General features: G+C 57.5%; 21 protein-coding genes and 2 pseudogenes. 13 read left to right on the top strand and 10 right to left on the bottom strand.

Annotated features, from left to right (window positions below; translation table 11 throughout):
* Positions 1-89: 89 nt before the first annotated feature.
* A complete protein-coding gene (locus AMR42_RS15975; protein ID WP_099534647.1) occupies positions 90-800 on the top strand; it encodes a Uma2 family endonuclease in 711 nt (236 codons plus the stop codon).
* 254 nt (positions 801-1054) lie between these two features.
* Here AMR42_RS15975 and AMR42_RS15970 read toward each other — a convergent pair whose 3' ends face one another.
* A complete protein-coding gene (locus tag AMR42_RS15970) occupies positions 1055-2584 on the bottom strand; it encodes a phosphoribosyltransferase family protein (protein ID WP_099534646.1) in 1530 nt (509 codons plus the stop codon).
* Positions 2585-2923: 339 nt separating this feature from the next.
* On the opposite strand from AMR42_RS15970, the gene AMR42_RS15965 reads away from it, so the two are divergent.
* The 3 genes from AMR42_RS15965 (at position 2924) to AMR42_RS15955 (ending at position 6567) form a co-directional block, all read left to right on the top strand.
* Positions 2924-5266, top strand: a complete 2343-nt coding sequence (locus AMR42_RS15965) for a hypothetical protein (protein ID WP_099534645.1) — start codon at positions 2924-2926, stop codon at positions 5264-5266.
* Positions 5267-5487: 221 nt separating this feature from the next.
* Positions 5488-5592 carry a photosystem I reaction center subunit VIII gene (psaI, locus tag AMR42_RS15960; protein ID WP_099534644.1) on the top strand — a complete coding sequence of 35 codons (105 nt, stop codon included), beginning with the start codon at positions 5488-5490 and terminating at the stop codon, positions 5590-5592.
* A 186-nt stretch (positions 5593-5778) separates the two neighbouring features.
* Positions 5779-6567: a 7-carboxy-7-deazaguanine synthase QueE gene (locus AMR42_RS15955; RefSeq protein WP_099534643.1), complete on the top strand. Its 789-nt coding sequence runs from the start codon at positions 5779-5781 to the stop codon at positions 6565-6567.
* Between the two features lie 7 nt (positions 6568-6574).
* Here AMR42_RS15955 and rsmI read toward each other — a convergent pair whose 3' ends face one another.
* From rsmI to AMR42_RS15940, 3 genes are read right to left on the bottom strand one after another with little or no spacing between them, the layout of a single operon-like run.
* Positions 6575-7474 (bottom strand): 16S rRNA (cytidine(1402)-2'-O)-methyltransferase, encoded by a 900-nt coding sequence (gene rsmI, locus AMR42_RS15950; protein ID WP_099534642.1) that lies wholly within the window; start codon positions 7472-7474, stop codon positions 6575-6577.
* 15 nt (positions 7475-7489) lie between these two features.
* Positions 7490-7942, bottom strand: coding sequence for a metal-sensing transcriptional repressor (locus AMR42_RS15945; protein ID WP_234407048.1), 453 nt, complete (start codon positions 7940-7942; stop codon positions 7490-7492).
* 40 nt (positions 7943-7982) lie between these two features.
* Positions 7983-8945, bottom strand: a complete 963-nt coding sequence (locus AMR42_RS15940; RefSeq protein ID WP_099534640.1) for a serine hydrolase — start codon at positions 8943-8945, stop codon at positions 7983-7985.
* On the opposite strand from AMR42_RS15940, the gene AMR42_RS15935 reads away from it, so the two are divergent.
* The 5 genes from AMR42_RS15935 to AMR42_RS15915 all read left to right on the top strand — a co-directional run bounded on the left by AMR42_RS15935 (position 8944) and on the right by AMR42_RS15915 (position 12746).
* Positions 8944-9849 carry a C40 family peptidase gene (locus AMR42_RS15935; protein ID WP_234407047.1) on the top strand — a complete coding sequence of 302 codons (906 nt, stop codon included), beginning with the start codon at positions 8944-8946 and terminating at the stop codon, positions 9847-9849. The genes AMR42_RS15940 and AMR42_RS15935 overlap by 2 nt on opposite strands.
* Positions 9850-9922: 73 nt before the next feature.
* Positions 9923-10144 (top strand): DUF167 domain-containing protein, encoded by a 222-nt coding sequence (locus AMR42_RS15930; RefSeq protein ID WP_099534638.1) that lies wholly within the window; start codon positions 9923-9925, stop codon positions 10142-10144.
* Positions 10145-10429: 285 nt separating this feature from the next.
* Entirely contained in the window at positions 10430-11857 is a 1428-nt protein-coding gene (gene cysS, locus AMR42_RS15925; protein ID WP_099534637.1) for a cysteine--tRNA ligase, read from the top strand.
* A 10-nt stretch (positions 11858-11867) separates the two neighbouring features.
* Positions 11868-12191: a hypothetical protein gene (locus tag AMR42_RS15920; RefSeq protein ID WP_199291436.1), complete on the top strand. Its 324-nt coding sequence runs from the start codon at positions 11868-11870 to the stop codon at positions 12189-12191.
* A gap of 6 nt (positions 12192-12197) precedes the next feature.
* On the top strand, positions 12198-12746 hold the full coding sequence (locus AMR42_RS15915) for a pentapeptide repeat-containing protein (RefSeq protein ID WP_099534741.1): 549 nt from the start codon (positions 12198-12200) through the stop codon (positions 12744-12746).
* Positions 12747-12922: 176 nt separating this feature from the next.
* On the opposite strand, the gene AMR42_RS15910 is transcribed toward AMR42_RS15915, so the two are convergent.
* Together AMR42_RS15910 and AMR42_RS15905 are read right to left on the bottom strand one after the other, a co-directional pair.
* On the bottom strand, positions 12923-13111 hold the full coding sequence (locus AMR42_RS15910; RefSeq protein ID WP_099534636.1) for a hypothetical protein: 189 nt from the start codon (positions 13109-13111) through the stop codon (positions 12923-12925).
* A 170-nt stretch (positions 13112-13281) separates the two neighbouring features.
* On the bottom strand, positions 13282-13953 hold the full coding sequence (locus AMR42_RS15905; RefSeq protein ID WP_099534635.1) for a MotA/TolQ/ExbB proton channel family protein: 672 nt from the start codon (positions 13951-13953) through the stop codon (positions 13282-13284).
* A 422-nt stretch (positions 13954-14375) separates the two neighbouring features.
* Here AMR42_RS15905 and AMR42_RS15900 point away from each other — a divergent pair, with 422 nt between their 5' ends.
* Positions 14376-15158, top strand: coding sequence for a TPM domain-containing protein (locus tag AMR42_RS15900; protein ID WP_199291451.1), 783 nt, complete (start codon positions 14376-14378; stop codon positions 15156-15158).
* 248 nt (positions 15159-15406) lie between these two features.
* Positions 15407-16036, top strand: a complete 630-nt coding sequence (locus tag AMR42_RS15895; protein ID WP_099534740.1) for a precorrin-8X methylmutase — start codon at positions 15407-15409, stop codon at positions 16034-16036.
* On the opposite strand, the gene AMR42_RS15890 is transcribed toward AMR42_RS15895, so the two are convergent.
* Positions 16033-17700 carry a tetratricopeptide repeat protein gene (locus tag AMR42_RS15890; protein WP_099534633.1) on the bottom strand — a complete coding sequence of 556 codons (1668 nt, stop codon included), beginning with the start codon at positions 17698-17700 and terminating at the stop codon, positions 16033-16035. The two genes, AMR42_RS15895 and AMR42_RS15890, sit on opposite strands and share 4 nt — an antisense overlap.
* A 196-nt stretch (positions 17701-17896) precedes the next feature.
* Positions 17897-19417 carry a site-2 protease family protein gene (locus tag AMR42_RS15885; RefSeq protein ID WP_099534632.1) on the bottom strand — a complete coding sequence of 507 codons (1521 nt, stop codon included), beginning with the start codon at positions 19415-19417 and terminating at the stop codon, positions 17897-17899.
* Between the two features lie 3 nt (positions 19418-19420).
* On the opposite strand from AMR42_RS15885, the pseudogene AMR42_RS21670 reads away from it, so the two are divergent.
* Together AMR42_RS21670 and AMR42_RS20910 are read left to right on the top strand one after the other, a co-directional pair.
* A pseudogene (locus AMR42_RS21670) lies at positions 19421-19516 on the top strand (MBL fold metallo-hydrolase); the annotation flags it as partial.
* Positions 19517-19858: 342 nt separating this feature from the next.
* On the top strand, positions 19859-20395 hold the full coding sequence (locus tag AMR42_RS20910; RefSeq protein ID WP_199858219.1) for an MBL fold metallo-hydrolase: 537 nt from the start codon (positions 19859-19861) through the stop codon (positions 20393-20395).
* Here the strand turns inward: AMR42_RS20910 and AMR42_RS15875 are convergent.
* Together AMR42_RS15875 and AMR42_RS21275 are read right to left on the bottom strand one after the other, a co-directional pair.
* Positions 20337-21341 carry an ATP-binding cassette domain-containing protein gene (locus AMR42_RS15875; RefSeq protein WP_099534631.1) on the bottom strand — a complete coding sequence of 335 codons (1005 nt, stop codon included), beginning with the start codon at positions 21339-21341 and terminating at the stop codon, positions 20337-20339. The genes AMR42_RS20910 and AMR42_RS15875 overlap by 59 nt on opposite strands.
* Positions 21342-22020: 679 nt before the next feature.
* Positions 22021-22177 (bottom strand): annotated as a pseudogene (locus AMR42_RS21275) (IS1 family transposase); the annotation flags it as partial.

Raw genomic sequence — 22177 nt, 5'->3', positions numbered from 1 at the left:
ATCTTTCTAGAGTTCATCTTGATGATGAAGGTCGATCTAAATTCAGTCTTAGTCTAGTTAATTTCTTAGCAGTTCCGACTGCCCCAATCATGTTACCTTTCACCCTAAAAACAGGAACTGATTCACCCCCAAATCTCCCAGAGCCAGAAATTGATTACCCCTCCTCTGACGGAAAGCCTGTGGCGGAAACCTATCTTCATCTCAACGCCATTATTGCCATTCTCAAAGCGCTAGAACTGCACCTTAAAGGACAACAAGCAACCGTTTTAGCCAATCAGTTTTTGTACTACAGCCAAGATCTTCCTCGGTTGCGGGTTGCTCCTGATGTGATGGTGATCTTTGGAGTAGCTCCCGGCGGCCGAGATAATTATAAGATTTGGCAAGAGGGTCAAATTCCGAGCATCATTTTTGAAGTTACTTCCAAGGGAACTCAAAGTGAAGACCAAGGGCACAAGTATGCTCTTTATGAACAAATGGGCATCCAAGAATATTGGTTGTTTGATCCTAAAAATGAGTGGATTACAGGGCAACTTCAAGGCTATCGGTTATGGGATGATCGCTACATCCCCATTGAAGACCATCGATCGCGTGTTTTAGGTTTGCAGCTCAGTGTTCAAGGTTCCCTCTTGCGCTTTGGGCAGGAAGCAACAGGGAACTTTTTACCAATTCCCGATGAGATTGGAAATTTAGTTGAGAATTTGCAAGCGGCCCAACAACTGGCTAATCAAGAGCGACAACGAGCCGATCGCCTGGCGGAACTGTTGCGGCAACAGGGGATTGATCCCGAGGCGATCGAGTAGCCTCAGCTTGTCTTCATTTTCCTAAATTTGCTTGGTCTTGTTTTAACCGGTTTGGGTTAATTGGAGCTGATTAGAATTGGTCTTCACCCACTCAAAGCAATTCGTCCAAATGAGTTACCTTGAGCGAATTACTTGAACAGTATTTTCTGATAGCGATCAAGCACTAACTGCCATTGGAGCAAGGGGCTTAATCCCCTTGTCTTCGTCGATTGGTAAAACCCAAAAGGTAGCAATTTAGGCTTTTCAGAGACCCGCTAAGCATGGTCGATCGCCTTGAGGGCGGTGTATTGGGGTTCAGCAATTTTGTTTGCTGCAAATAGGGTGTCGGCAATTTCGCCGAGGGTGAGCACCGCGTGCGATCGATAGCCTTTGGCGGCCAAGCGTTCCTTGGCTCCCGTGTTGTGGTCAATGAACACCACCAAATCAGTGACCCGCAGCCCCACTGATTCCAACTTGCCAATTCCTTCGATCGCGCTTTTACCGGAAATCAAAATGTCATCCACCACCACCGCCGTTTCGCCAGGGGTGAAATTTCCTTCCACCACCCGCTGAGTGCCGTGGGCCTTCACTTCCTTGCGCGGAAAAATCATGGGGCGATTCAGGTGCAAGGCCAAGCCAGTGGCCGTGGGCAAGGAACCGTAGGGAATGCCGGCCAGGCGATCAAACGTTAGGGGAGCCACCCGATCGGCATAGGCCAACAGGATTTTGTGAAAGACTTGGGGATTCGAGATGATTTGCCGCAAGTCCACGTAATAGGGAAAGGTGGCCCCGGAGGCCTGCACATAATCACCAAACAAAATGCAACCCAAGTCGAAGAGCTGCACAATCAATTCCGCGTGGGGATGGGCGCTGGTGTTGGTGCTGGCGGGAGCGGGCAACCAAAGGGGGCAGGCTTCCGCGATCGGCCCGCAAACGGCCGTCTGAGCTTGGGTGAGTCGATCGCGCAGTTGCATAATCTGGCGACGGGGTTCCGGGTGGCTGAGGGCCGCCCGAGGCACCAGCACAATCAATCCATCACCATCGGCCGCCAGGCCCGCTTGCAGGGTTTGGCGCAGATTGACATCCAGTCGATCGCCCGTGGCCGCGTCCAGGTCTTGGCCATAGTCCACCGTTGCCAGCCCCGCCCCTGACCAAGCCCCCCGCAACAAAATGGGCGCTTCTGGAGCCACCGCCCGCAGCCGCCGCAAGATTTCCGGATCCGCCGCTTCCAGTTCCAAGCCCATTTGGCTGGGAATGCCCCAGGTTTGCACCTCGCGGGCCAAGCTGAGGTAGCGGGGTTCGGCCTCGGGGGCCGGGTCTTGCAAAACGCGGGCGGAGGGATTTTCGGTGTAACACAGGGCAAACAGGGCGCGATCGGCTTGGAGCAAAAAGGGCGCGGCATGGTCTTGGCCCGAAAAGGGCACGATCGTTACGGCATCCACCTGCCAGCGATCAAACGCTGTGCGAGCAAACAGGCCGCTGTTGATCCAGTCCGCATGTTTGGCATCCAAAATGACGGGCAATTCTGCCGGAATCGTGTGCCGCAACAGGTCTTCTAATAGGGCCAAGCCCGCCGCCCCAAATAGCAAATAGGGATCGATCGCCACCTTATAGGCACAAACCAAATCCGCCGTTTGGGCCACCATCGTTCGCAGCCAGTCTCCCAAGGCCGTCAGGGGGCGATCGACTCCGGCCGCAATGTCGGCCACAGCCGCTTCCAAAAAGTCAGAACTCGGATCCAAACTGAGGCATAGCAAACTCCCGCGCGATTGGGTCGCCCGGTGTAATTTATCGATAAATGTCATAGGAATCGCAGGGAAATCTCAACAGAAATTTCAGAGAATGTCTGAAAAGGAGCTTAGATTATTGGCAAAACACCTGAACCCGGATCATCGGCTAAGAAGCTTTGAATTGTAGAGAGTTAGGCCCCTCCGCTCCGTCAATTGCCATACGGACAGAATGCCCCGGAGTGGCCCAGGGTTCCCTGGTTAATGGAGTAGGATAGGGGCACTTTTTCCGCTGAGCGCCGTTGTGGATGGGCCGGGGATTTAACCTTGGGGTTGAATTCAGGAATTCCAGTCAACGGTGCTGGCTTTGGGCGTTGCGCGCGCCGCTAAATCTTCACCCTGCGGGGCACGTTGTCGATGGAGTATTGCGAGTTTTTGCTGCAAAAGGAGGGCGATCGGGCTTGGTTGCCACTGGAGTCGCCCAGCGTCGAAGTTTTGGAAGGACGCTATCGCCTGATTGCCCGATCGAGCTATCCCGATGCGGCAGTGGAAATTCGTGTGGGCTACCAGCCGGATGGGGCGATCGGGGGCACTAGCCAACGCACCCAGTCCCGATCGGCCCAAACCAATGTCAATGGGCTGGTGGTGGTGATTCCGTTCACGGTGTTGCGGCCGGGGCTTTGGGAATTTAGCTGTCGGCAATCGGTGGGCGAGGAGGCGGATCCGACAACCACGGGGCCCGCCTGGCACTATGCGGTGACGCTGCAAGTGTTGGCCGTGGAGGCGGAAGATTGGGTGGATGTGGAACCGCAACCGGCGACGGATGCGCTGGCCCAGGAATCCAACGGGTCGGAAGTGGTGAGCCGATCGCCCGATGAATTCTCCCCGTCCCATGGCATGAATGGTGCTGAGGGGGCCGTTGAAGAGGTCATGCCGGAGCTAGTGGCGGAAGCGAACGCAGCGAACGGGCTGGCCGATTCGATCGCCCCGAAAATTCCCCAGGCCACGGAGCCGGAGTCTATTGCTTCAGAAATCGCTTCAGGAATCGCTTCAGAAGTTGCTCCAGAAATTACCCCAGAGAGCACCCCGGAAAGCACCCCGAAAAACACTCCAGAAATTACCCCAGCAATTGCCCCAGAGCCAGCCTCGGCCAAGCCCCCATCGATTCCTCTGCCGGCCTTACCGCCCACGGAACCCTTCACGCCCCCGATCGAGCGGTTGATTCAGGTGGAAGACGATCGCCTGTTGCGCATTGCCGATCGCCTGTTGCAGCAAATGGTGGAACCGGCGGAACCGGATCCCATGGAAGCGATCGACCCGCTGGTGGCCGCCAGCCAGCTTCCTCCCTTGCACTTACGACTCGATCGCACCACCTACATCACCGCTTGGGGCGATCAGTTGGTGTTGCAAGGCAGCTTGGATTGGGCCGAACCAGCCAAGGCCCCTATGCTGGCTCAACTGCCGCCCACCTTGGAATGGCGGGTGACCCTGCGCGATCCCAATAGTCAGCGGGTATTGGTGCGGTTGCGCCAGCCGATCGCCGGGTCGCGCTGGAGCCGGCCAAGCGATCGCCCTTTGCCGGGTCAGTTCACCTGCACCGTGGAATTGCCCCTGGAAGCCAGCACCTTTTTGATGTTGGGCGAGCTGGCTTTGTATCCCCACAGTTTGCCCAGCGCCGAACCCCTTACCAGCCAGGCCTTCGCGGTGGCCGCCGATGCCGATGCCCTGTTGCGGGCGATCGAGCCGGATTTTCGCCCAGAGGATTGCACAGAGGACGATCGGGCCCCGGCCGCGTTGCCGCACGAATCCCTGCCGTTTCGGCCCAATGCCCAAGCCCCCGCCAAAAAGAGCTTGGATCTGAAGCTGCTGAACTTTGTGCAACCGGCGAAAGCGCCCATGTTGCCATCGATGTCGCCATCCATGTCGCCGTCCATGGATTCCGCGCCGTCCATGCCCGAGGTTGCCCCCGCCCCGATCGCCGGTGTTGAGTTGCCGGAAGCTGCCATTTTGCAAGGGTTGCCCCCCGCTGCGCCAATTCCCACTGCCAACGGCCCGGCCCCTTGGGCGATCGACCCCTTACCCAGCGAGCCTTCACCCTTTGATGCGCTGCCCAAGGGTCACCGGTTCTGGTCAAGACTCACGGCCTTGGCCGATGACCAAGATTTACGGGCCTGGATGCGGGCCCGAGGAGAGGGGGTTGCGCCCGCCCCGGAGCCACCGGATCCCGATGCGGACTGGACGGCCGGTGAAGTGCTGGTGGATGACCTGTTGCCGCTGCAAAACGAATCCAATGGCTGGTCTGCCCAAACCAGCCCGCCGCCGCCGCCCGCCGATGCCACCTTGCCGCCCACGATGCCGATTCCACAGCCCACGATCGAGCTGTTGACCCATCCCCTGGTGGCGGAAACCACGGCCACCTTGCGGTTGCGAGTGACGGAGGTGCCCTCACGACTCTGCATTAAGGTTTGGACGAGCGATCGACAAACGCGCCAAATCTTAGAACCACCGCGCTGGCTGTTGGAGTTGCCCCCCAATGGCCTGGGGGAATTGGAAACCCGTGTCACCTTGACCGTGCCGGCCCTGGTGGCGGAACTGAGCATTGAGGCGGTGGTGATGGAGTTGGCAACCCACCGCGAAAGCCGCAAGGCGGTGATTGTTGCACCCGTGTTGCCCCCTGAGGCCCATCCCGATCGCCCCACATTGGATCCATTGGCGATCAACAACCTGTTTGAGGCCCTGTCGCCCTCCCGTTGGGATTAGGGCGGCATTGAGCCTCCGGTCAAGGATCCAAAACCCAATCACAGGGCATGTTGGGGGCGATCGGCTCCCCGCATTGGTTCAAGCGTTGGTTCAAGCGTTGGTTCAAGCCTTGATTCGCTTGTTTGTTAAAAATCTTTAGCAACCCCACGCCACACCGGAGGCCAGCTCGTACAGTTAATGGGAAATCCTCTGAATTCGATTAAGAATAAGGATCTTTTCCCATGGCAGCCTCTTTTCTTCCTTCGATTTTCGTGCCGATTGTTGGCTGGGTATTTCCTGCTGTAACAATGGCCCTGCTGTTCCTGTATATCGAAAGCGACGCTTAACAAAAAATCGCAAGCGAAGCTGTGCGTAGCCTGCCAAATTCCCCGATCACGGCCCTGAATCACAGCGAGGGCAATGACTGGGGAGATTGCAGTTTGCCTTCTCCTTGAATCGAGTTGATTAAATCCAGACCGCTGGCTGTCTAAGATAGTTAGCGGTTTTTTGCGGGCGAACAGCGCCTGAAGATCATGAGCGATCGGGTGGCGACGGCACGGTTAATTGAAGTTTTTTCAGCAATCCAGGGTGAAGGGCCGATCGTGGGCACGCGGCAACTGTTCATCCGGTTTGCCCAATGCGATTTGCGCTGTGACTATTGCGATAGCGATCGCACCTGGGTGGCTCCCGATCATTGCGACATTGAGCAAACCCCTGGCCTACGGGATTTTGTGACTGTTGCCAACCCCGTGAGCCAATCGCAGCTCCTGGACTGGGTGCAACAGCTCGATCGCCCCCATCTACACGACAGCATCAGCATTACGGGGGGTGAACCTCTGTTGCACAGTCGTTTTTTGCAAGATTTCTTACCAGCCTTGAAGACCGTTTCCAGCCTGCCGGTTTATTTGGAAACCGGGGGCCATCGGCCACAGCAGTTGGAACCCCTGTTGCCTTGGCTGGATTGGATTGGCATGGATTTGAAGTTGCCCAGTGTTAGCGGCGAAACCCACTGGGAGGCCCATGGGGAGTTTTTGCGGTTGGCGGTGGCAGCGCAAAAGTGGGTGTTTGTGAAAGCGATTGTTTCCGAGGCAACCACGCTGGCGGATCTGACTCGATCGGCTGAGTTGGTGGCGGCGATCGATCCCCATTTGGTTTACGTGATGCAACCCGTTTCGCCCTTGCCCGCGCCGATTAAGCCCGATCGCCAACCACCGCAACCACCCCAGCCCGAACAAGTGTTGGCCTGGCAACAACACCTGAAACAGTGGTTACCGCAGGTGATTGTGATTCCACAAACCCACAAGGCGATCGGGCAACTTTGACCGGGCCCTAATCGGGAATTTTGAGGGACAGCTCGTAGACCGATCGCTTGGGCAGGTTCAGTTGGCCGGCAATCTCGCGGCTGGCGGCCGATCGGCTCATCCCTTGAGTCATGCGATCGGCCAGAGCGGCGATAATTTCCGCTTCCGTGGGTTGGTGGGCCACCGGGAGCACTCCGCCCAAAATGAGCACAAATTCCCCCTTGATGGGACAGGCGGGATTCTCGGGAGTCCAAGTGGCGATCGCCTCCGAGAGGGAACCGCGCCAAAACTGTTCGTAGCGCTTGGTCAGTTCTCGGGCGATCGCGATCGGTCGTTGGTCGCCACCGTGGTTGGCCAGGTCTTGCAGGGTTTCCCGCAGGCGGTGGGGCGCTTCGTAAAGAATCACGGTGCGGGCCTCTTGGGCCAGTTGAGCCAGTCGATCGCGCCGTTCTTTGCCCTTGGTGGGTAAAAATCCTTCAAAACAAAAGCGATCGGTGGGTAAGCCGGAGCCAATTAGCCCCGCGATCGCTGCGCAGGCTCCCGGCACTGGCACAACGGACAACCCGGCTGCCCCGCAAGCCGCCACCAATGGCACGCCCGGATCGGAAATGCCCGGCGTACCCGCATCGCTGACCAGGGCGATCGCCTGGCCCGCCCGCAGTCGATCGAGAATTTCGGGAATCCGTTTGGTCTGGTTGTGTTCGTGATAGCTCAGTTGGGGCTTGCTGATTTGGAAGTGAGCCAGCAGCTTGCCCGTGTGCCGGGTGTCTTCCGCCGCGATCGCATCCACTGCCTGCAAAATTCGCAAAGCTCGGTAGCTGATATCTTCCAAATTCCCGATCGGGGTGGCCACCAAATACAGGGTTCCCGGCTGCACTGTTGTGACTTCGCCCACGGTGGTCGGCGCTGGGGAAGGCGTTGCCGTCATCTGCCGAACCTCCCCCTAGATTAAAAAGCGATCGAGCGCCGCTTTCAGTTCCGCCAATTCCGCGTCAATGTTGCCCTCGCGTGCTGCTCGCACAATGCACTCATTCAGGTGCTCATCCAAAATGGCCCGCGCCACCCGATCGATCGCACCGCGCACCGCCGCCAACTGAATCAACACGTCGGGACAATCTCGCCCATCCTGCACCATGGCCTTGATGCCGCGCACATGGCCTTCAATCCGCGACAGACGATTCACAATTTTGCGAATCGCTTCCGGGTTGTGGGCGTGGCTGTGGCTATGGGACGGGCCATGGCTGTGGCCGTGAGCATGGCCGTGAGCAGGGCTGGGAGCGGGATTGGAGTCGAGATGCTGGGCAGAGCTGGGGGCGGGCTGATGGGACTGGTCGGAATCGGCGGCAGGGTGAGGGTGATTGTCAGGTTGTGCAGGGTCGTGATCAGGACGATTCAAGGGATGGAACGCAGCCAGATTCAAAGGGGCAGTTTGGATTCTAACGCGATGGCTCCGGGTTTCCGAGCGATCGCACCGCTTCGAGGGCCCCGTGAGCAATTTGGGGCAGAATACTGCGATCGCGATCGCCCAAAGGCGCATCGATCGCCACCACCAGCCCAAAGGGCCGCCCATCCACCGGCTCCACATAGGCACAATCCCACCGCACCCGGCTCATCCACCCCGCCTTAGACCACAGGCGCGTGGTGGGGGGCAATCCTTCCCCCAAAAAACCGGTGACTTGGTTGTAATCCGGATCCAAGCTGGCCACGGTGGCCGGATCGAGCGATCGCGCCAGGAGGTTCATCAGCATTTGCGATCGCGCCGCCGACACCGCCACCCCACCCGCGATCGCGTGGAGCAGCCGCGCCACCGCATCCGTCGTCAAATAATTGCGATTGCTGTAGTCTGCCGCCAAAAAGACTCGCTCGCGGCCATATGGCCCATCACCCCAAGTTTTTTGGCAAACATTAATGGTTTGGAACTCTTCCCAACCAAACGATTGCAAATAGCGATTCACGATTTGTCGTTGCTGTTGCCAGGTTTCAAAGGGGCCCGCTGGCAACTCCGGGCCGCTGGTGGTTCCCGACAACACATCCACCAAATAGCTCGTGGCATCGTTGCTGGAATTGACGATCGCATCATGCAGGGCCCGATCGACCTCTTCCGTGGGCGAAATCATGCCCTTTTCCAACCATTCCTGCACGGCCACCGCGTAAAACAGCTTGACCACGCTGGCCGGATAAATGCGCTCCACACCGCGATAGCTGAATCCGCGCACCGGATGGGCCCAAAAATCCGCCGGAGCCAGGGCTCCACCCGTGTTCACCATGTAGGGCGGATCGTAAACCCACCAGGTCAGGGCCAATTGGTTGCGGGCTAACAGCGGATATTGGATCCATAGCCGATCGAGCAGTTGTTTTCCCAACCGCTCCAGTTCCCCATCCTGTTGGTAAAAAATCATGCCTACGGTGTTTGGCGTGAACCCAACGATTCTCGCCTATGCTTGGGGCGATCGTCCTTGTTTGCACCGGAGACCTTCCATGACCTCGATCGCCCTCGATCGCGTGCTGGCTGACTTGGGCCAACCGATTCCCGATCGCCCGGAGTATCGCTGCACCGAACCCCTAGACCTCTTCACCCGGCCCGACGGGGAAGAACTGAGCACCCAGGTGGCTCCCGGGCGACAACTGTGGTTTCGGCAACTGTCGGCGGATTTGGCAGCAGGTTTGGACACTGGTGCAGGAGCCAATTCGGGAGCCAATCTAGAAGCCAATTCAGGAGCCAACGGGGATTTCAATCAAGGGGCGATCGAAGTGGTGCTTTGCGAGGATGACTATGCCGCTTGGTTGCCCCTGGCCGCTTTGGCTCACCTGGCCCCGGCCATTGGCCCCTATCGGGCCCCGATCGTGTCGCGATCGGCCATTGTCGATCGAATTCCCCAGGCGATCGCCTTTGCCCAAGCGGCCATGGCCGTTCCCCATTGCTATCTTTGGGGCGGCACGATCGCCCCTGATTATGACTGCTCTGGCCTCATTCAAGCGGCTTTTATGAGTGTGGGCGTTTGGTTGCCGCGTAATTCATATCAACAACAGGAATTCACCGAACCGGTTGAACTAGAAAACCTGCAACCCGGCGACTTGCTCTTTTTTGGAATGCCCGCCAAAACCAACCATGTGGCGCTGTATTTAGGCAAAACCATCGGACAACATTGCTATCTTCACAGTTCCGGTTATGAACAAGGGCGGGGAAGAATTGCGGTTGATTTTTTGTCTGATCAGGGCGATCGGGTGGCCCAAGCTTATTTTTCCCAATACAAAGGAGCCGGTCGCATCCACAGCAGCTATCAACCCAGCCTCAAGGGCTAATTCACGGTTCATTCACCGATCTGCTTTGGCGCGTTGATGGCCCTCAAGCTAACGATCAATCGGCAAACTAATGATGAAACTGGCCGTAAAAGTCAAACCCAACAGCAAACAACAGAAAATTGTTGAAGAAGCCGATGGGGGGCTAACCATTTTCTTAAAATCTCCCCCGATCGATGGCAAGGCTAATCGCGAGTTAATTCAACTCCTCGCGACCCATTTAGGCGTTAGCAAATCAGCAATCACGATCAAAGTTGGCCAAGCGGGTCGCCAGAAAATCATTGAAGTTGCAGACTAGCGAGCAAAGTCCAAGACGGGCCAGGCGAGAAAATTAGAGATCCCTTGAAAGCAATCCCATAAAATTGAATCAGCATCGATCGCCCCGACGACAAGCGCTAGGGCCCTCAGGATTGGGATAGGATAAGCGCGATCGCCCCTCTTGCTCGACATCGATCCATATCAATCCATGATCGATTCATGGTCGATCCCCGACATTGGCATCCGATCAAACCTTGAGGTCGAACCTTGAGATCGAGCATTGGTTTAGATCACTTAGACCGTCAGACCGCCCCTCCAATTCCCCATGTCGCTCCAGCTTTACAACACCCTCACCCGTCGCAAAGAACCCTTCGAGCCGATCGAGCCGGGTCGGGTGCGGATGTATTGCTGTGGCGTAACGGTCTATGACCACTGCCATTTGGGCCATGCCCGGTCATACATCGTTTGGGACACCCTGCGGCGCTTTTTGCAATGGCGGGGCTATGACGTGCGCTATGTGCAAAACTTCACCGACATTGACGACAAAATTCTTAATCGCGCCAAAAACGAAGGGGTTTCCATGGAGGCGATCGCCGATCGCTACACCGAAACCTACTTTGAAGACATGGCCCGGCTCAACATTCGGGAAGCCGATGCCTATCCCCGCGCCACCCACACCCTGAACGGCATTCAGCGCTTGATTGCCGAATTGGAAGCCAAGGGCGTGGCCTATGCGGCCGGGGGCGATGTGTATTTTGCAGTGCGTAAATTTGCGGACTACGGCAAGCTCTCCGGCCGCAAATTAGACGACCTGCAAGCCGGAGCCAGCGGCCGCACGGACGACGAAACCACCAAAAAGCAAGATCCCTTCGACTTTGCCCTTTGGAAAGGAGCCAAACCCGACGAACCGGCCTGGGAGTCCCCTTGGGGGCCCGGTCGGCCAGGCTGGCACATTGAGTGCTCCGCCATGGTGCGCCAAGAGTTGGGCGAAAGCATTGATATCCACGTGGGGGGCGGTGACTTAATTTTTCCGCACCACGAAAACGAAATTGCCCAATCGGAAGCGGCCACGGGCCATTCCCTAGCCCGGTTCTGGTTGCACAACGGCATGGTGAACGTGGGCGGCGAGAAGATGTCGAAATCCTTGGGCAACTTCACAACCATCCGCGCCCTGTTGGATGCACCGGAGGGGCCTCACCCGATGGCCCTGCGGTTGTTTGTGCTGCAAGGTCACTACCGCAAGCCCATGGACTTTACGGGGGAGGCGATCGAGGCGGCCAAAAATGCTTGGAACACGCTCAAAGAGGGGCTGTTGTTCGAGGGGCTAGGGGATTTCAACGGTGCGCCCACCTATGACCCCACGGCGCTCGATCGATTCCGGGCGGCCATGGATGACGACCTGAACACACCGGAAGCCTTGGCCTTGCTGTTTGAGCTGGCGAAGGAGTTGCGCCGAGAAAAGAATCTGCGCGTCCATGAGGGGCAATTTTCCCAAGATGCCGCCGCGATCGCCCAGCAGTGGCGAACCTTGGTGCATTTGGCGGATGTGTTGGGCCTGGTGGCCACGGCGGAAACCCCAACGGAAACCCCGGCCGGCCCCAGTGATGCGGAAATTGAGGCCTTAATTGCCCAACGGACGGCCGCCCGCAAGGCCAAAAACTTTGCCGAGTCCGATCGGATCCGCGACGAGCTGAAAGCTCAGGGCATTGTGTTGATTGATCGCCCCGGTGAAACCGCCTGGCATCGAGAATAGGAGGACGACCATGGCCGATCGCGATTTGTTTCAGCGGGCCAATGCGCAGGGCATGAAGCGATTTTGTGAAGGTTGGCATCGGGCCCAAAACCAACGCTACTTGCTGCGATCGCAACTGGGGTTTAGCCAAGCCAGCACCCCCCATCAACCGGCCGTCTGTCGGGGCTGCGAGAACTATCACGGCATCGCCTACGGTTACAGCCGCGATCGACGGGCAAGGCTGATTTGCGGCATTCACCCCTTTGGTTGGTCAGGAACCGATCCTTGTCCCGATTGGCGCGGGGCGATCGAACCGGAATTCTCCACCGCGACCTCCGACGACATCAACCGGTAATTGGCCATGATCAATCTCCGAAACCTGGGAATCCAAAGCATCGGTCAAAACATTGGTAAAAACATTGGTAAAAACATCAGCAAACGATTAATCCTGGTGTTGGGGCTGGCCCTGTTGTGGGTTTTGTTGGGAGCCTTGCCCGCCCAAGCGATGGGCAACTACAGCAAAACCAACCAGGAAGGGCAGAATTTTGCCGGTGAAAACTTGGTGGGCGCAGCTTTTTTGGCCACCGATTTGCGCGATGCCAATCTGGCGGGAGCCAACTTGAGCAATGCCACCCTCACCCAAGCCACCTTGCTGCGAGCCAACCTGCAAGGTGCGGATTTAACGGGCGCTTTGATCGATCGCGCGGTGTTGGAACGGGCAGATTTAACCCAAGCGATCGCCCGTGAGGCAATTTTTACGCGCTCAATTTTGGCCGACACCACGATCGAGGGAGCCGACTTCACCGATGCATTAATCGATCGGTACGACGTGGCCCAACTTTGCAAAGTCGCCAGCGGCATCAATCAAAAAACCGGTGTCAGCACCCGCGAAAGTTTAGGTTGTGATTAGTGCCCATTGCGCTTGGAATCTCTGAACAGCAGATCAGCATGAACCTTATTGCTGTTGGGTTTCGTACCTCAACCCAACCTACAAAATGACCGCTGATCAGCTCATCTTGGGCAAGGACTTTTAAGGATGAGGGCTAAGGATGAGGGCTTATGCATTGATCCGCGCAAGAGGTCTAATTAACGAGCTTTCCAAGTGCCGCCATAGCGATAGTGCGGATTGGTGGCGCTTTGCTGTTTTTGGCAACGGGGACAGGCCAAAACCCATTGATCGGTGCGATCGACCTGGATTCGATAGCGCACCAATGACAGAACCTGGCAGAGTTCACAGGGTCGTGGTTGAGGATTGGCTGTGCGACGACGCGGCATGAGAATTAATAGAAATTAACAGTAATCAGCAGCAATCAACGGCGATTCAAGACAATTTCAATCAACTCAAATCATTTCAATCAACAGCGATTCAAGACAATTTCAATCAACTCAAATCATTTCAATCAACAGCGATTCAAGACAATTTCAATCAACTCAAATCATTTCAGTCAACTTAAATCGAAGGGAACCCCGCCATTGGTTTCCCAATGATGACGATAGAGCAATTCAAGCTGGCCGCAATGCTGGGCGATCGCCGCCACCTGCCGCCGATACAAACTCCGAAACACATTCGCCACCAGCAACGCCCCGATCGCCACCACCAGGCCCGTGGCCGTGGACACCAACGCCTCGCTCAGGCCCGAACCGATGCCCGCGCCATTGGGGCCGCCCGTGGAGCCGATGCTGTCCCAGCGGAGGGCCGCAAAGGATCCCATCAAGCCCAACACTGTGCCCAACAGGCCCAAGAGGGGCGCAATGCCAACGATCGTGTCGAAAGCCGTACCAAACCGCTTGAGTTGAGGCAGTTGGGCTTGGGCGGCGCTGTCAAGGGCTAATCGAAACTCCTCGGGGGTGGGGCGATCGAGCGTGAGCGCCGCCAGGAAAATCTGCACGATCGGCCAATCCTCTGGAGCCGATCGCAACAAACGCAGGGTGCGATCGGTATCGGGTTCCCGCCCATACAACACGAGCGCCTCCCGAATCAGGAGCGGTTGTTCCTGGGCCAAGCGCCACCAAAACCGGCCCCGCTCCACCGCCAGGGCGATCGTGGCGATCGCACAACCCGCCAAAGGAACCATCACCGCCCCACCGGCCACAAACCATTGCCATACCGACGACATCGAGCACCTACTCCCCTTGCAACGTAGCGGGTTGATCTAGCGGCCAATCATGGCCCGTGGGCCAGCCGAAATTTAGCCAAACCCAAACCCAAACCCAATCAAAAACAAGCCTGGCCCTATGATGCCCGATTGGCGATGGCTGGAAGTTGCTGTGCCCCGTCCCGATCGGGGCGATCGGCCCCAGGCAATTGACTGTAGTGGGGATTGATCCTTACCATTGAGTTACATTAATAGACTGTAAAGAACTGTTGCGATTAATCAACGGTTTCCATCCTCCGGCCCCTTGATTGCCCCACAGACCAAGGGTTTGCAGTTCTTTTCCCCATTCGATTTTGTCCCCCATCCTTCCGCCCTGGCTTTTGGAGCGCGTCCCTATGCAACAGGCAACACAACTGGTTTCCCGCCGCTGGTCGCAGTGGTTGATGGCCACGCTGGGATCGTTGGTGCTTTGTGCGATCGCCTGGATCGCCGCACCGGCCCCCGCCCAAGCCTTCGACAACCCCGACCTGCTGCCCAAGGAGTTCACCACCGTTGTGGACTTGGCCAACCAGTTGCCCAGTGGCCAAGAGCAAAAACTCGCCCAAACCCTGGCGGACTTTGAGGCGGAAACCGGCTGGAAATTGCGTGTTTTGACCCAATTTGACCAAACGCCCGGCCTGGCCGTGAAGCGGTTTTGGGATGTGGACAACAAGACCCTGCTGGTGGTGGCCGACTCCCGGGGGGGCAACTTGCTGAACTTCAATGTGGGTGGCGATTTTTATAGCGTCTTTCCGCGCACCTTTTGGATTGAGCTGCAAACCCGCTACGGTAACCAGTTCTTTGTGCGCGAAAACGGGGAAAATCAGGCGATCGTCCAATCCCTGGAATCGGTGATGGGTTGCCTGCGCCAAGGGGGCTGTCAGTTTGTGCCCGGTTTGCCTCAGGAGCAATGGATCCTAACCCTGGTGACTTCGGTGCTGGGCGGCGTGATTTGTGGTTTTGCGGCCCACCCGCGCAAGGCCGGCGAATGGATTTCCTGGCAATGGGCGCTGATTTTGTCGCCGCTGTGGGGCATTTTGTTCATTGCCTTTGGCATTGGCCCGGTGGTGACCCGCACGGCGGACTGGCTGCCCCTGGTGCGCAACATTGCCGGATTCGCGATCGGGGCATTGGTGGCCTTCCTGTCCCCGGTCTTTGGTCGCCCCCCTTCAGAGGCCGAAACTTAGGATCAGGCAACGAAACCCTGTTTTGGGGCTACAGGTTAATCAACCGTTTTCTAGCAGTCGTTTTCTGGCGATAGTTTTCTAGCAGTCGTTTTTTAGCGGTAGTTTTTTAGCGGTAGTTTCCTAGCGATCGGTGCTCCAATTCAGCATCGGGGCGATCGCGATCGTTGCCACCGTGCCTTTGGTGGGTGAAATTAGAGCAGGGTTGGGGCCATGGCCCGCCCAAGCTGAGTTGGCACGAGTTGTTGATGATGGAGTGGCATATCACGGACGCACAGAGCCTGGCTCTGATCGATCGGGAGTTGGGCGATCGGGGCGATCGTTCACCGGCAGAATACGAGATGGTGCGTCGGGTGATCTATGCCACCGCAGATTTTGACTATGCCAGTTGCCTGAGTTTTTCCGAGCGATCGCTCAGTGCAGGTGCGGCGGCCCTGGCGGCGCGGACAACGGTGATTGTGGATGTGCCGATGGTGCAGGTAGGGATTGCCCCTGCCATTCAGGCAACCTTTGCCAATCCGGTGTTTTGTGCCACGGAGGCGATCGTCCGGCCGCAACAGGCCCTGACCAAGGCCGCCTGGGGAATTCAAACCCTGGCCCGGCGTTACCCGGAGGCCATCTTTTTGGTGGGCGAGTCGCAAACGGCCCTGCTGGCACTGATTGAACTAATTGAGGCGGAAGAAATTAACCCGGCCCTGGTGATTGCCACCCCGGCCGGGTTTGTGGAAGTGGACACCACCAAGGCCCGATTGCGCGATGCCCAGGTGTCCCACATTTGCGTGGAAGGTCGCAAGGGCAGCCCGATCGTGGCGATCGCGGCCATGGGCGGGCTGGTGGATTTGGCTTGGCAGGCTTACGGGCCCAAGGCAAAGGGGCGCTAACCGGTTTGCAGGGCGGCGGCCTCTTGGGCCAAGCGATCGCTCAGCAGGCTGTGGTTCCGCTGGGCCCGCTCATGCTGCGGGTTGAGGGCGATCGCCTGGTTATAGGACTCGATCGCCTCGGGGTAGCAGTCTAACCGCACCAGCACATTGCCCCGGCTGTACCAAGTTTCCGGGTCGGCGCGATCGAGGTCGATCGCCTGGTCATAGCTGCTGAGGGCGGCGGCAAACTGGCCCAACTGGGTGAGCACAATGCCGCGATTGTGCCAGGCGCTGGCGTTTTGACCGTTTAGCTCGATCGCCCGATCGTAGGCTTGCAGGGCCTCTTGGGGCCGTTGCAGCCGCGCCAGGGCATTGGCTCGGTTATACCAAGCTTCGTGGCTATCGGGATTCAGGGAAATCGCTTGGTTATAGGACTTGAGGGCCTGATCGGTTTGCTGCAACTTACTGAGGATTAATCCCTGATGCAGCCACAGTTCCGGGTGATTGGGATTCAGGGCGATCGCCTGGTGGTAGGAGGTGGCGGCTTCTTCAAATTTGCCCAGCCGCATCAGCACCAGCCCGCGATTGTGCCAACTTTCGTAGCTGTCGGGCTTCAGGCGCACGGCTCGATCGTAGGCAGCGATCGCAGCTGGATAGCGCTGCAATGCTTCCAAAACCACCCCTTTTCCCCACCAAGCGGCGTAGCAGTCCGGCTGTTGCTCGATCGCCTTGTCATATTCCGCCAAGGCCCCTTCCGGATCACCGTTACGGAACAGTTGTTCAGCCCGATCGGCAATATTATCGGCATTCGCGGGCAACGCCGTGGGAGCCAACATCGGCATCTGTTGCATCTGCAAAGACACCAACTGCTCTACCAAAGTGCGCAATTCCTGCTGAATTTGCGGCTGAATCAAAGCCAGCAATTCTTGAGGCGCTTTTTGCGTAAATTCTTGGATGATGTAGGCCTTTTGGCGATCGGCTTGACCCGCCAAAATTTGCATATTTGAAATAAATTCCTTCTCCAGTTCCGCAATTTGGTGACGCGAAACCCGGCGATCGCTGGCCAACCGTTCTTGAAACTGGGTTAGTTCCTGGTTGGCAGTTCCCTTGACGGCGGCCACATGGGTTTCCAGCTCATGAATCAACGCGGCGGCCGAGATTTTGGTGCGTTCCACCTGGTCTTGCAGGTCTTGCAGGCTGCGATCGGCCCGATGGCGAGCCACCTTCACCCGAGCTTCCAAATCGCCCAAATCCTTCAGGCTGTGGCGCACTGATTGCACCAAATGATTCACCACCTTGCGCCGCCCCAACCAGAGGGCCGCCGTCATGGCCAAGGGAGCCGTTCCCAAAGCAATCAGCAACCAACTGAGGCCCCCAAGGGTGCGCTCCAGGCCGATCGCTTCCCCGGTGCTGATGTTGGCGGTGGCAAAGGTCAAATCGGCGCGGTCGGTGGCCTCGGCGGCGGCGATCGGGGCTTCGGGTTCCGCCAAGCTGGCACAGGTGGCCTGGGGTTGGCCCGCTTCGGTCACAGGGCAAGGAACCGGGGTTGTGGCGCGGGTCACGGCTTGGGCGGGGCTGGCCGCCAAGGCCAGAGGAGCCACCAAGGGAACCACCAGGGCCGGAACCCAGACCGCTGCCCGGCCCCGATCGCCCGTTTCACCAAAATTGCTGCGGGAAGAACTCATGTAGACAGCCTCCGAACCCGTTGCGAGTCAATTGCGAGTCGATGTTGATCCCCGGCTCTGACCGAGTGACTAGCTATTGTTTCGGAGGCGATCGTCCTAAATCCGGGAGTCCTTGGGTGTGGTAGCCGGTGGCCAATCCAGCGTCCTGGCGGCCCCTCAGCTCAACCCCTTAGCTCAACTAACTCAGCTCAACCCCTTAGCTCAACCAACTCAGCAACAAACGCGGCGCAGGCAGCACCACCAATACCAACAATGCCAAGGCCAAAAAGCCCAATCCATCCCGTCGATCGTCCAGCGGGGTCACATCATCCAAGGCCGGTTGGCTAATGGCAGGCAAAAAGAAGACCAACAGAGCCAGCGCCAGGAATTCGCTGCGAGCCAAGGCCAGGGCCAACACGGCAAATCGGGTGATGTGTCCCACCAGCATGGCTCCTTGGGTTCCCAACATGGCGCGGACAATGCGCCCCCCATCCAAGGAACCGAGGGGCAACAGGTGAAAGGCCCCTAACCAAAGGCCGATGTAGCCCGCCAGGGCGATCGGGTGGAGGGCGATCGCCTTGCCGGGCGTGAGGGCCGCGCCGAGGGTGGCTTTGCTAATTAGGGTCAGGGCGATGGAGTAGCTAGGGTCGATCGAGCGCCAATTCAGCAACCCCGAGCCGGGCAAAGGATTCACCACCGTGGAGTGGGCCAACCCCCAAACCAACAGGGGCAGGGCCACCAACAGCCCCCCGATCGCCCCCCAAAAGCCCACATCAAACATGGCGCGGCGGTGGGGCATGGGCGATCGCAGGGGCGTGAACGCGCCCAAGGTTCCCAGCAGGGCCGGAATCGGAATAAACAGCGGCAACGAAACGGACACCCGATGGCGCTTAGCGGCCCAGTAGTGCCCCAGTTCATGGGCCCCCAAAACCAACAACAACCCGATCGCGTAGGGCGCACCGGACTGAATAAAGGCCCAATCTCGCACCAAATCTAGCTTCGGGTTCCGCAGCATCTCCGCCCCCATCAGGGTCATGGACAGCAGCGACAACCCCAGCAACCCCACCGACCAAACCACCTGTTTCCAGAGGGGCGGTTCTTTGCTCAGGGCCTGGCCCAAGGGCGTGCGCTGAGGATTCGGAACCAGGGCAAAGAAGGGCTTACCGTTTTGTCCTTCTTGGAAAATCACCAGGAATCGATCGCTAAACTTTTGGCGAATTTTGTCGCAAACCGTCCGGTAAGCCAGGGCCGGTTCCGCCCGCAATTGCCCATAGCAGAGGGCCGCTTGGGGACGATGTTCCACGCTGCTGAGGTAAAACACCGACCAGGGAAAGCAATCTTGCAGGCTGGCTTCTTCGGTGCGATCGAGCAGGCGGGGCGAAATTTTGGCAGAGCCAAGGGCTTGGGCCAGGGCCAGGGCTTCGGCGGGACTGCTGGGATCCGCCAGCACCGAAATGGGGGATTCCAAATCCCCATTGGTGGGCTGTTGGGGCCGGGCCGATCGCCCTTGTTGCACCAACCACACATAAATCAACGGACAGGCAATAAACGGCGGCAGGGCCAACCAGGGCGGCACGGGCTGGCCGGGGCCATTGGCCAGCGTCCAAGCCGTCCAAATCAAGGCCGGAGCCATCATCACCAACCACAACACCCACACGGAGGCGCGTGTGATGCCGCTAACGCTCTGGCGGACAATAAAATATGCGACGATGCCGATCAACACTAGCCAAACAATCATCTGATGCCCAAGCCACCGCAGGCTGTTTTCGATTCGATCTATGCCTTTCCGCCCAACCGCGACACGTTAGGCGGGACTGCTTATTTCATTGTAGGAAACTCGATCAACCCTGCTGACTCGGCCGACCATAGTGGCCTACCGGCCAATTCATCAAATTCATCAGTTCCATCCGCTCATCAGCCGACTGGGTTCAAGCAACCGACTGATGATCCTACTCAATCGGTTCATAATCTGACGAATCCAACGGATCCAACGAATTCATCAGATCACTCAAATCATTCAGATCATTCTTCAGCTCATCAACCAGCCCATCAACTGCCAGGCAATATTCTGATCGATTGTCCACCTTGGCACGAGGAAACGGCAGATTTTTTAACCCAGCATGGGGGAGTACGTTGGTGGATTTTTACCCACCGCAGTTCCTTTGGCCCGCTGCAAACCGTGCGGGCCTTGCATCGGGCCTTCAGCAATCCGGCCACAACCCTTGAGGAGAGCGAGCCGGCCGCCCAGTCCGCGGCCGCCCGCTGCGAATTGGTGGTGCAAGAACAGGAGGCCTATCTGCTGCCCAATTTGCCGGTAACCACGTTTCGGGAAGAAGTGACCCTGAGTCCAGAACTGCGCGTGATTTGGACCCCGGGCCACACGCCCGGCTCGGCCTGCGTTTGGCTCGATCGGGCGGGGGGCATTTTATTTAGTGGTCGTCATCTGTTGCCCACGCCCCAGGGGGAGTTGATGCCCCTCAAAACCGCCAAAACCTTCCATTGGTTCCGCCAACTGCGATCGGTTCAGGCCTTGATCGATCGCTTTTCGCCGGTCAACCTGGCCCATTGCTGCCCGGGGGCCAGCGTGGGCTTTTTGCGCGGGGCCCTGTCGGTCGATCGCGCCTATGAGCGGCTGACGACCTTGAACTTGGCGGCCGCTAAGCTGGATCCGGTTGCGCTTCAGTCGCCGAGCCTGAGCGAAACACCTGACCAATAATGTCTTCGATCGGGGGTTCCGTCACACTCAGGTCTTGCACCGGCAACTGCTCCAGCAGGCGGGCGATCGTTGGGGTCAGCACCTCTCGTCGCACCAGCAGTTGCACCGATCGCCCCTCGATCGCCACCACCTCCCCAAAATCCTGAAGTTGGGCCGTTGTCATCGGTTGGGCCAACTCTAACCGCACTTCCCGATAGGGTGCGAATCGATCGACCAACCCCGAGAGGCTGCCGTCATAGATCGACGACCCCTCATGAATCAACAACACCCGATCGCATAGGGCCGTGATGTCGCCCATGTAGTGGGACGTAAGCAAAATCGTCGCCCCATAGCGCTCGTTATATTCCCGCAAGAAATCCCGCAAGTTGGCCTGGGCATTCACATCCAGCCCCAAGGTCGGCTCATCCAAAAACAATACCGCCGGCCGATGGAGCAGCGCCGCCAGCAACTCCGCCTTCATCCGCTCGCCCAAAGACAGCTTACGCACCGGCTGCGTCAGTTTGGACTCCAGCGCCAACAGTTCGCTCAGCTCGCCCACCCGCTGGGTCAATTCCCGATCGCTCAGGCCATACACCGCCCCATTAATCCGCAACGAATCCCAGGCGGGCAAATCCCAAATTAATTGTTGCTTTTGCCCCATGACCAGGGCAATTTGATGTAAGAACGCCGACTCTCTGGCAAAGGGTTCATGGCCCGCCACCCGTACCCGACCGCCGGAGGGATAAATCAGCCCCGCCAGCATTTTCAATGTGGTGGTTTTGCCGGCCCCATTGGCCCCCAAAAACCCCACCACCTCGCCGGGGGCGATCAAAAACGACACGGACTTCACCGCCTCGATCGTGCGGTAGCGTCGTCGCCAAAAGTGGGCGATCGTCCCTTGCAGCCCCGGTGCTTTCAGGGCCACTTGATAGGACTTTTGCAGCCCCTCTGCTACCAACATCCCCATGATTGCTCTCCCGTATTCGCACAAACCCGATTCAACTCGCAAAAACCAGCACAAAGCTCAAAGGGGCTAAACCAAGCTGCACCCAGCGAAACCCCTGAGCGATCGGCGCTCCTAGCGTTCATCGGTCACAACTCGCGATTACAGCCGATGACGAAAACGACTCGTGGCCCAATTGAACATGTAACCACGCACTTCAGAGATTGAGGTAATCCAGACCATTAGCCATCACAATCAGCCACGATCTGAGTATCCAGCCAGAGAATAAATCTCTGAATACTGCCTGAGCATTTCCAAAATATTTACGAGGCAATTACAATATGTTTACAGACTCTTGATGAAGTTTTCCTAAGAGCAGTACAAAACTTTTCCAAAGAAATTAACCGCAATGCTCAAAGACTCGCAATATATCAGTCGCGGTTGCTTTGGGGGTGCTAAAATTTCGCGTTTAGGCGCTGTTGTTTGTTAGAATTTTTCAATCTTTGAAATTAATCGCATTACTTTCCTTAACAACCACTCATGCCAACGCCAAGACTTGATCTCCCTTGGCGACCCCTTGCCCAAACTTTCTCCGGGCCATTTTCTAACCCCTGTTGAGCGACCTGGAACCCCATCAAGCCACCCGCTTTTGACGTTTCAAAGCACCTCAACATAACTGACACGAAGGTTATGTGGTAGTGAATCAGATTAATGTGGGATAGGTAGCAATGTCATGCCAAGTCCATGCCCTAGTCGCTAATCCCGCTCGTTCAGCAGCCGTGGTTTTGAAACGACTATGCTGCCAAATCCAGTTGAAATAACTCACCACTAATCGAGTCGTGATCTGGGTTTGTTCCCAC

This window comes from Limnothrix sp. PR1529 (genome assembly GCF_002742025.1).
Classification (GTDB): domain Bacteria; phylum Cyanobacteriota; class Cyanobacteriia; order CACIAM-69d; family CACIAM-69d; genus CACIAM-69d.
Note: the sequence above shows the minus strand (reverse complement) of the source record. Positions and strands in the feature narration are given on the sequence as shown.

Excerpts from the sequence above, each read along its gene's own strand:
- AMR42_RS15975 (WP_099534647.1), top strand. The coding sequence starts at position 90 with ATGTTACCTTTCACCCTAAAAACAGGAACTGATTCACCCCCAAATCTC.
- AMR42_RS15970 (WP_099534646.1), bottom strand. The coding sequence starts at position 2,584 with ATGACATTTATCGATAAATTACACCGGGCGACCCAATCGCGCGGGAGT.
- AMR42_RS15965 (WP_099534645.1), top strand. The coding sequence starts at position 2,924 with ATGGAGTATTGCGAGTTTTTGCTGCAAAAGGAGGGCGATCGGGCTTGG.
- psaI (WP_099534644.1), top strand. The coding sequence starts at position 5,488 with ATGGCAGCCTCTTTTCTTCCTTCGATTTTCGTGCCGATTGTTGGCTGG.
- AMR42_RS15955 (WP_099534643.1), top strand. The coding sequence starts at position 5,779 with ATGAGCGATCGGGTGGCGACGGCACGGTTAATTGAAGTTTTTTCAGCA.
- rsmI (WP_099534642.1), bottom strand. The coding sequence starts at position 7,474 with ATGACGGCAACGCCTTCCCCAGCGCCGACCACCGTGGGCGAAGTCACA.
- AMR42_RS15935 (WP_234407047.1), top strand. The coding sequence starts at position 8,944 with ATGCCTACGGTGTTTGGCGTGAACCCAACGATTCTCGCCTATGCTTGG.
- AMR42_RS15940 (WP_099534640.1), bottom strand. The coding sequence starts at position 8,945 with ATGATTTTTTACCAACAGGATGGGGAACTGGAGCGGTTGGGAAAACAA.
- AMR42_RS15930 (WP_099534638.1), top strand. The coding sequence starts at position 9,923 with ATGAAACTGGCCGTAAAAGTCAAACCCAACAGCAAACAACAGAAAATT.
- cysS (WP_099534637.1), top strand. The coding sequence starts at position 10,430 with ATGTCGCTCCAGCTTTACAACACCCTCACCCGTCGCAAAGAACCCTTC.
- AMR42_RS15920 (WP_199291436.1), top strand. The coding sequence starts at position 11,868 with ATGGCCGATCGCGATTTGTTTCAGCGGGCCAATGCGCAGGGCATGAAG.
- AMR42_RS15915 (WP_099534741.1), top strand. The coding sequence starts at position 12,198 with ATGATCAATCTCCGAAACCTGGGAATCCAAAGCATCGGTCAAAACATT.
- AMR42_RS15910 (WP_099534636.1), bottom strand. The coding sequence starts at position 13,111 with ATGCCGCGTCGTCGCACAGCCAATCCTCAACCACGACCCTGTGAACTC.
- AMR42_RS15905 (WP_099534635.1), bottom strand. The coding sequence starts at position 13,953 with ATGTCGTCGGTATGGCAATGGTTTGTGGCCGGTGGGGCGGTGATGGTT.
- AMR42_RS15900 (WP_199291451.1), top strand. The coding sequence starts at position 14,376 with ATGGCCACGCTGGGATCGTTGGTGCTTTGTGCGATCGCCTGGATCGCC.
- AMR42_RS15895 (WP_099534740.1), top strand. The coding sequence starts at position 15,407 with ATGGAGTGGCATATCACGGACGCACAGAGCCTGGCTCTGATCGATCGG.
- AMR42_RS15890 (WP_099534633.1), bottom strand. The coding sequence starts at position 17,700 with ATGAGTTCTTCCCGCAGCAATTTTGGTGAAACGGGCGATCGGGGCCGG.
- AMR42_RS15885 (WP_099534632.1), bottom strand. The coding sequence starts at position 19,417 with ATGATTGTTTGGCTAGTGTTGATCGGCATCGTCGCATATTTTATTGTC.
- AMR42_RS15875 (WP_099534631.1), bottom strand. The coding sequence starts at position 21,341 with ATGGGGATGTTGGTAGCAGAGGGGCTGCAAAAGTCCTATCAAGTGGCC.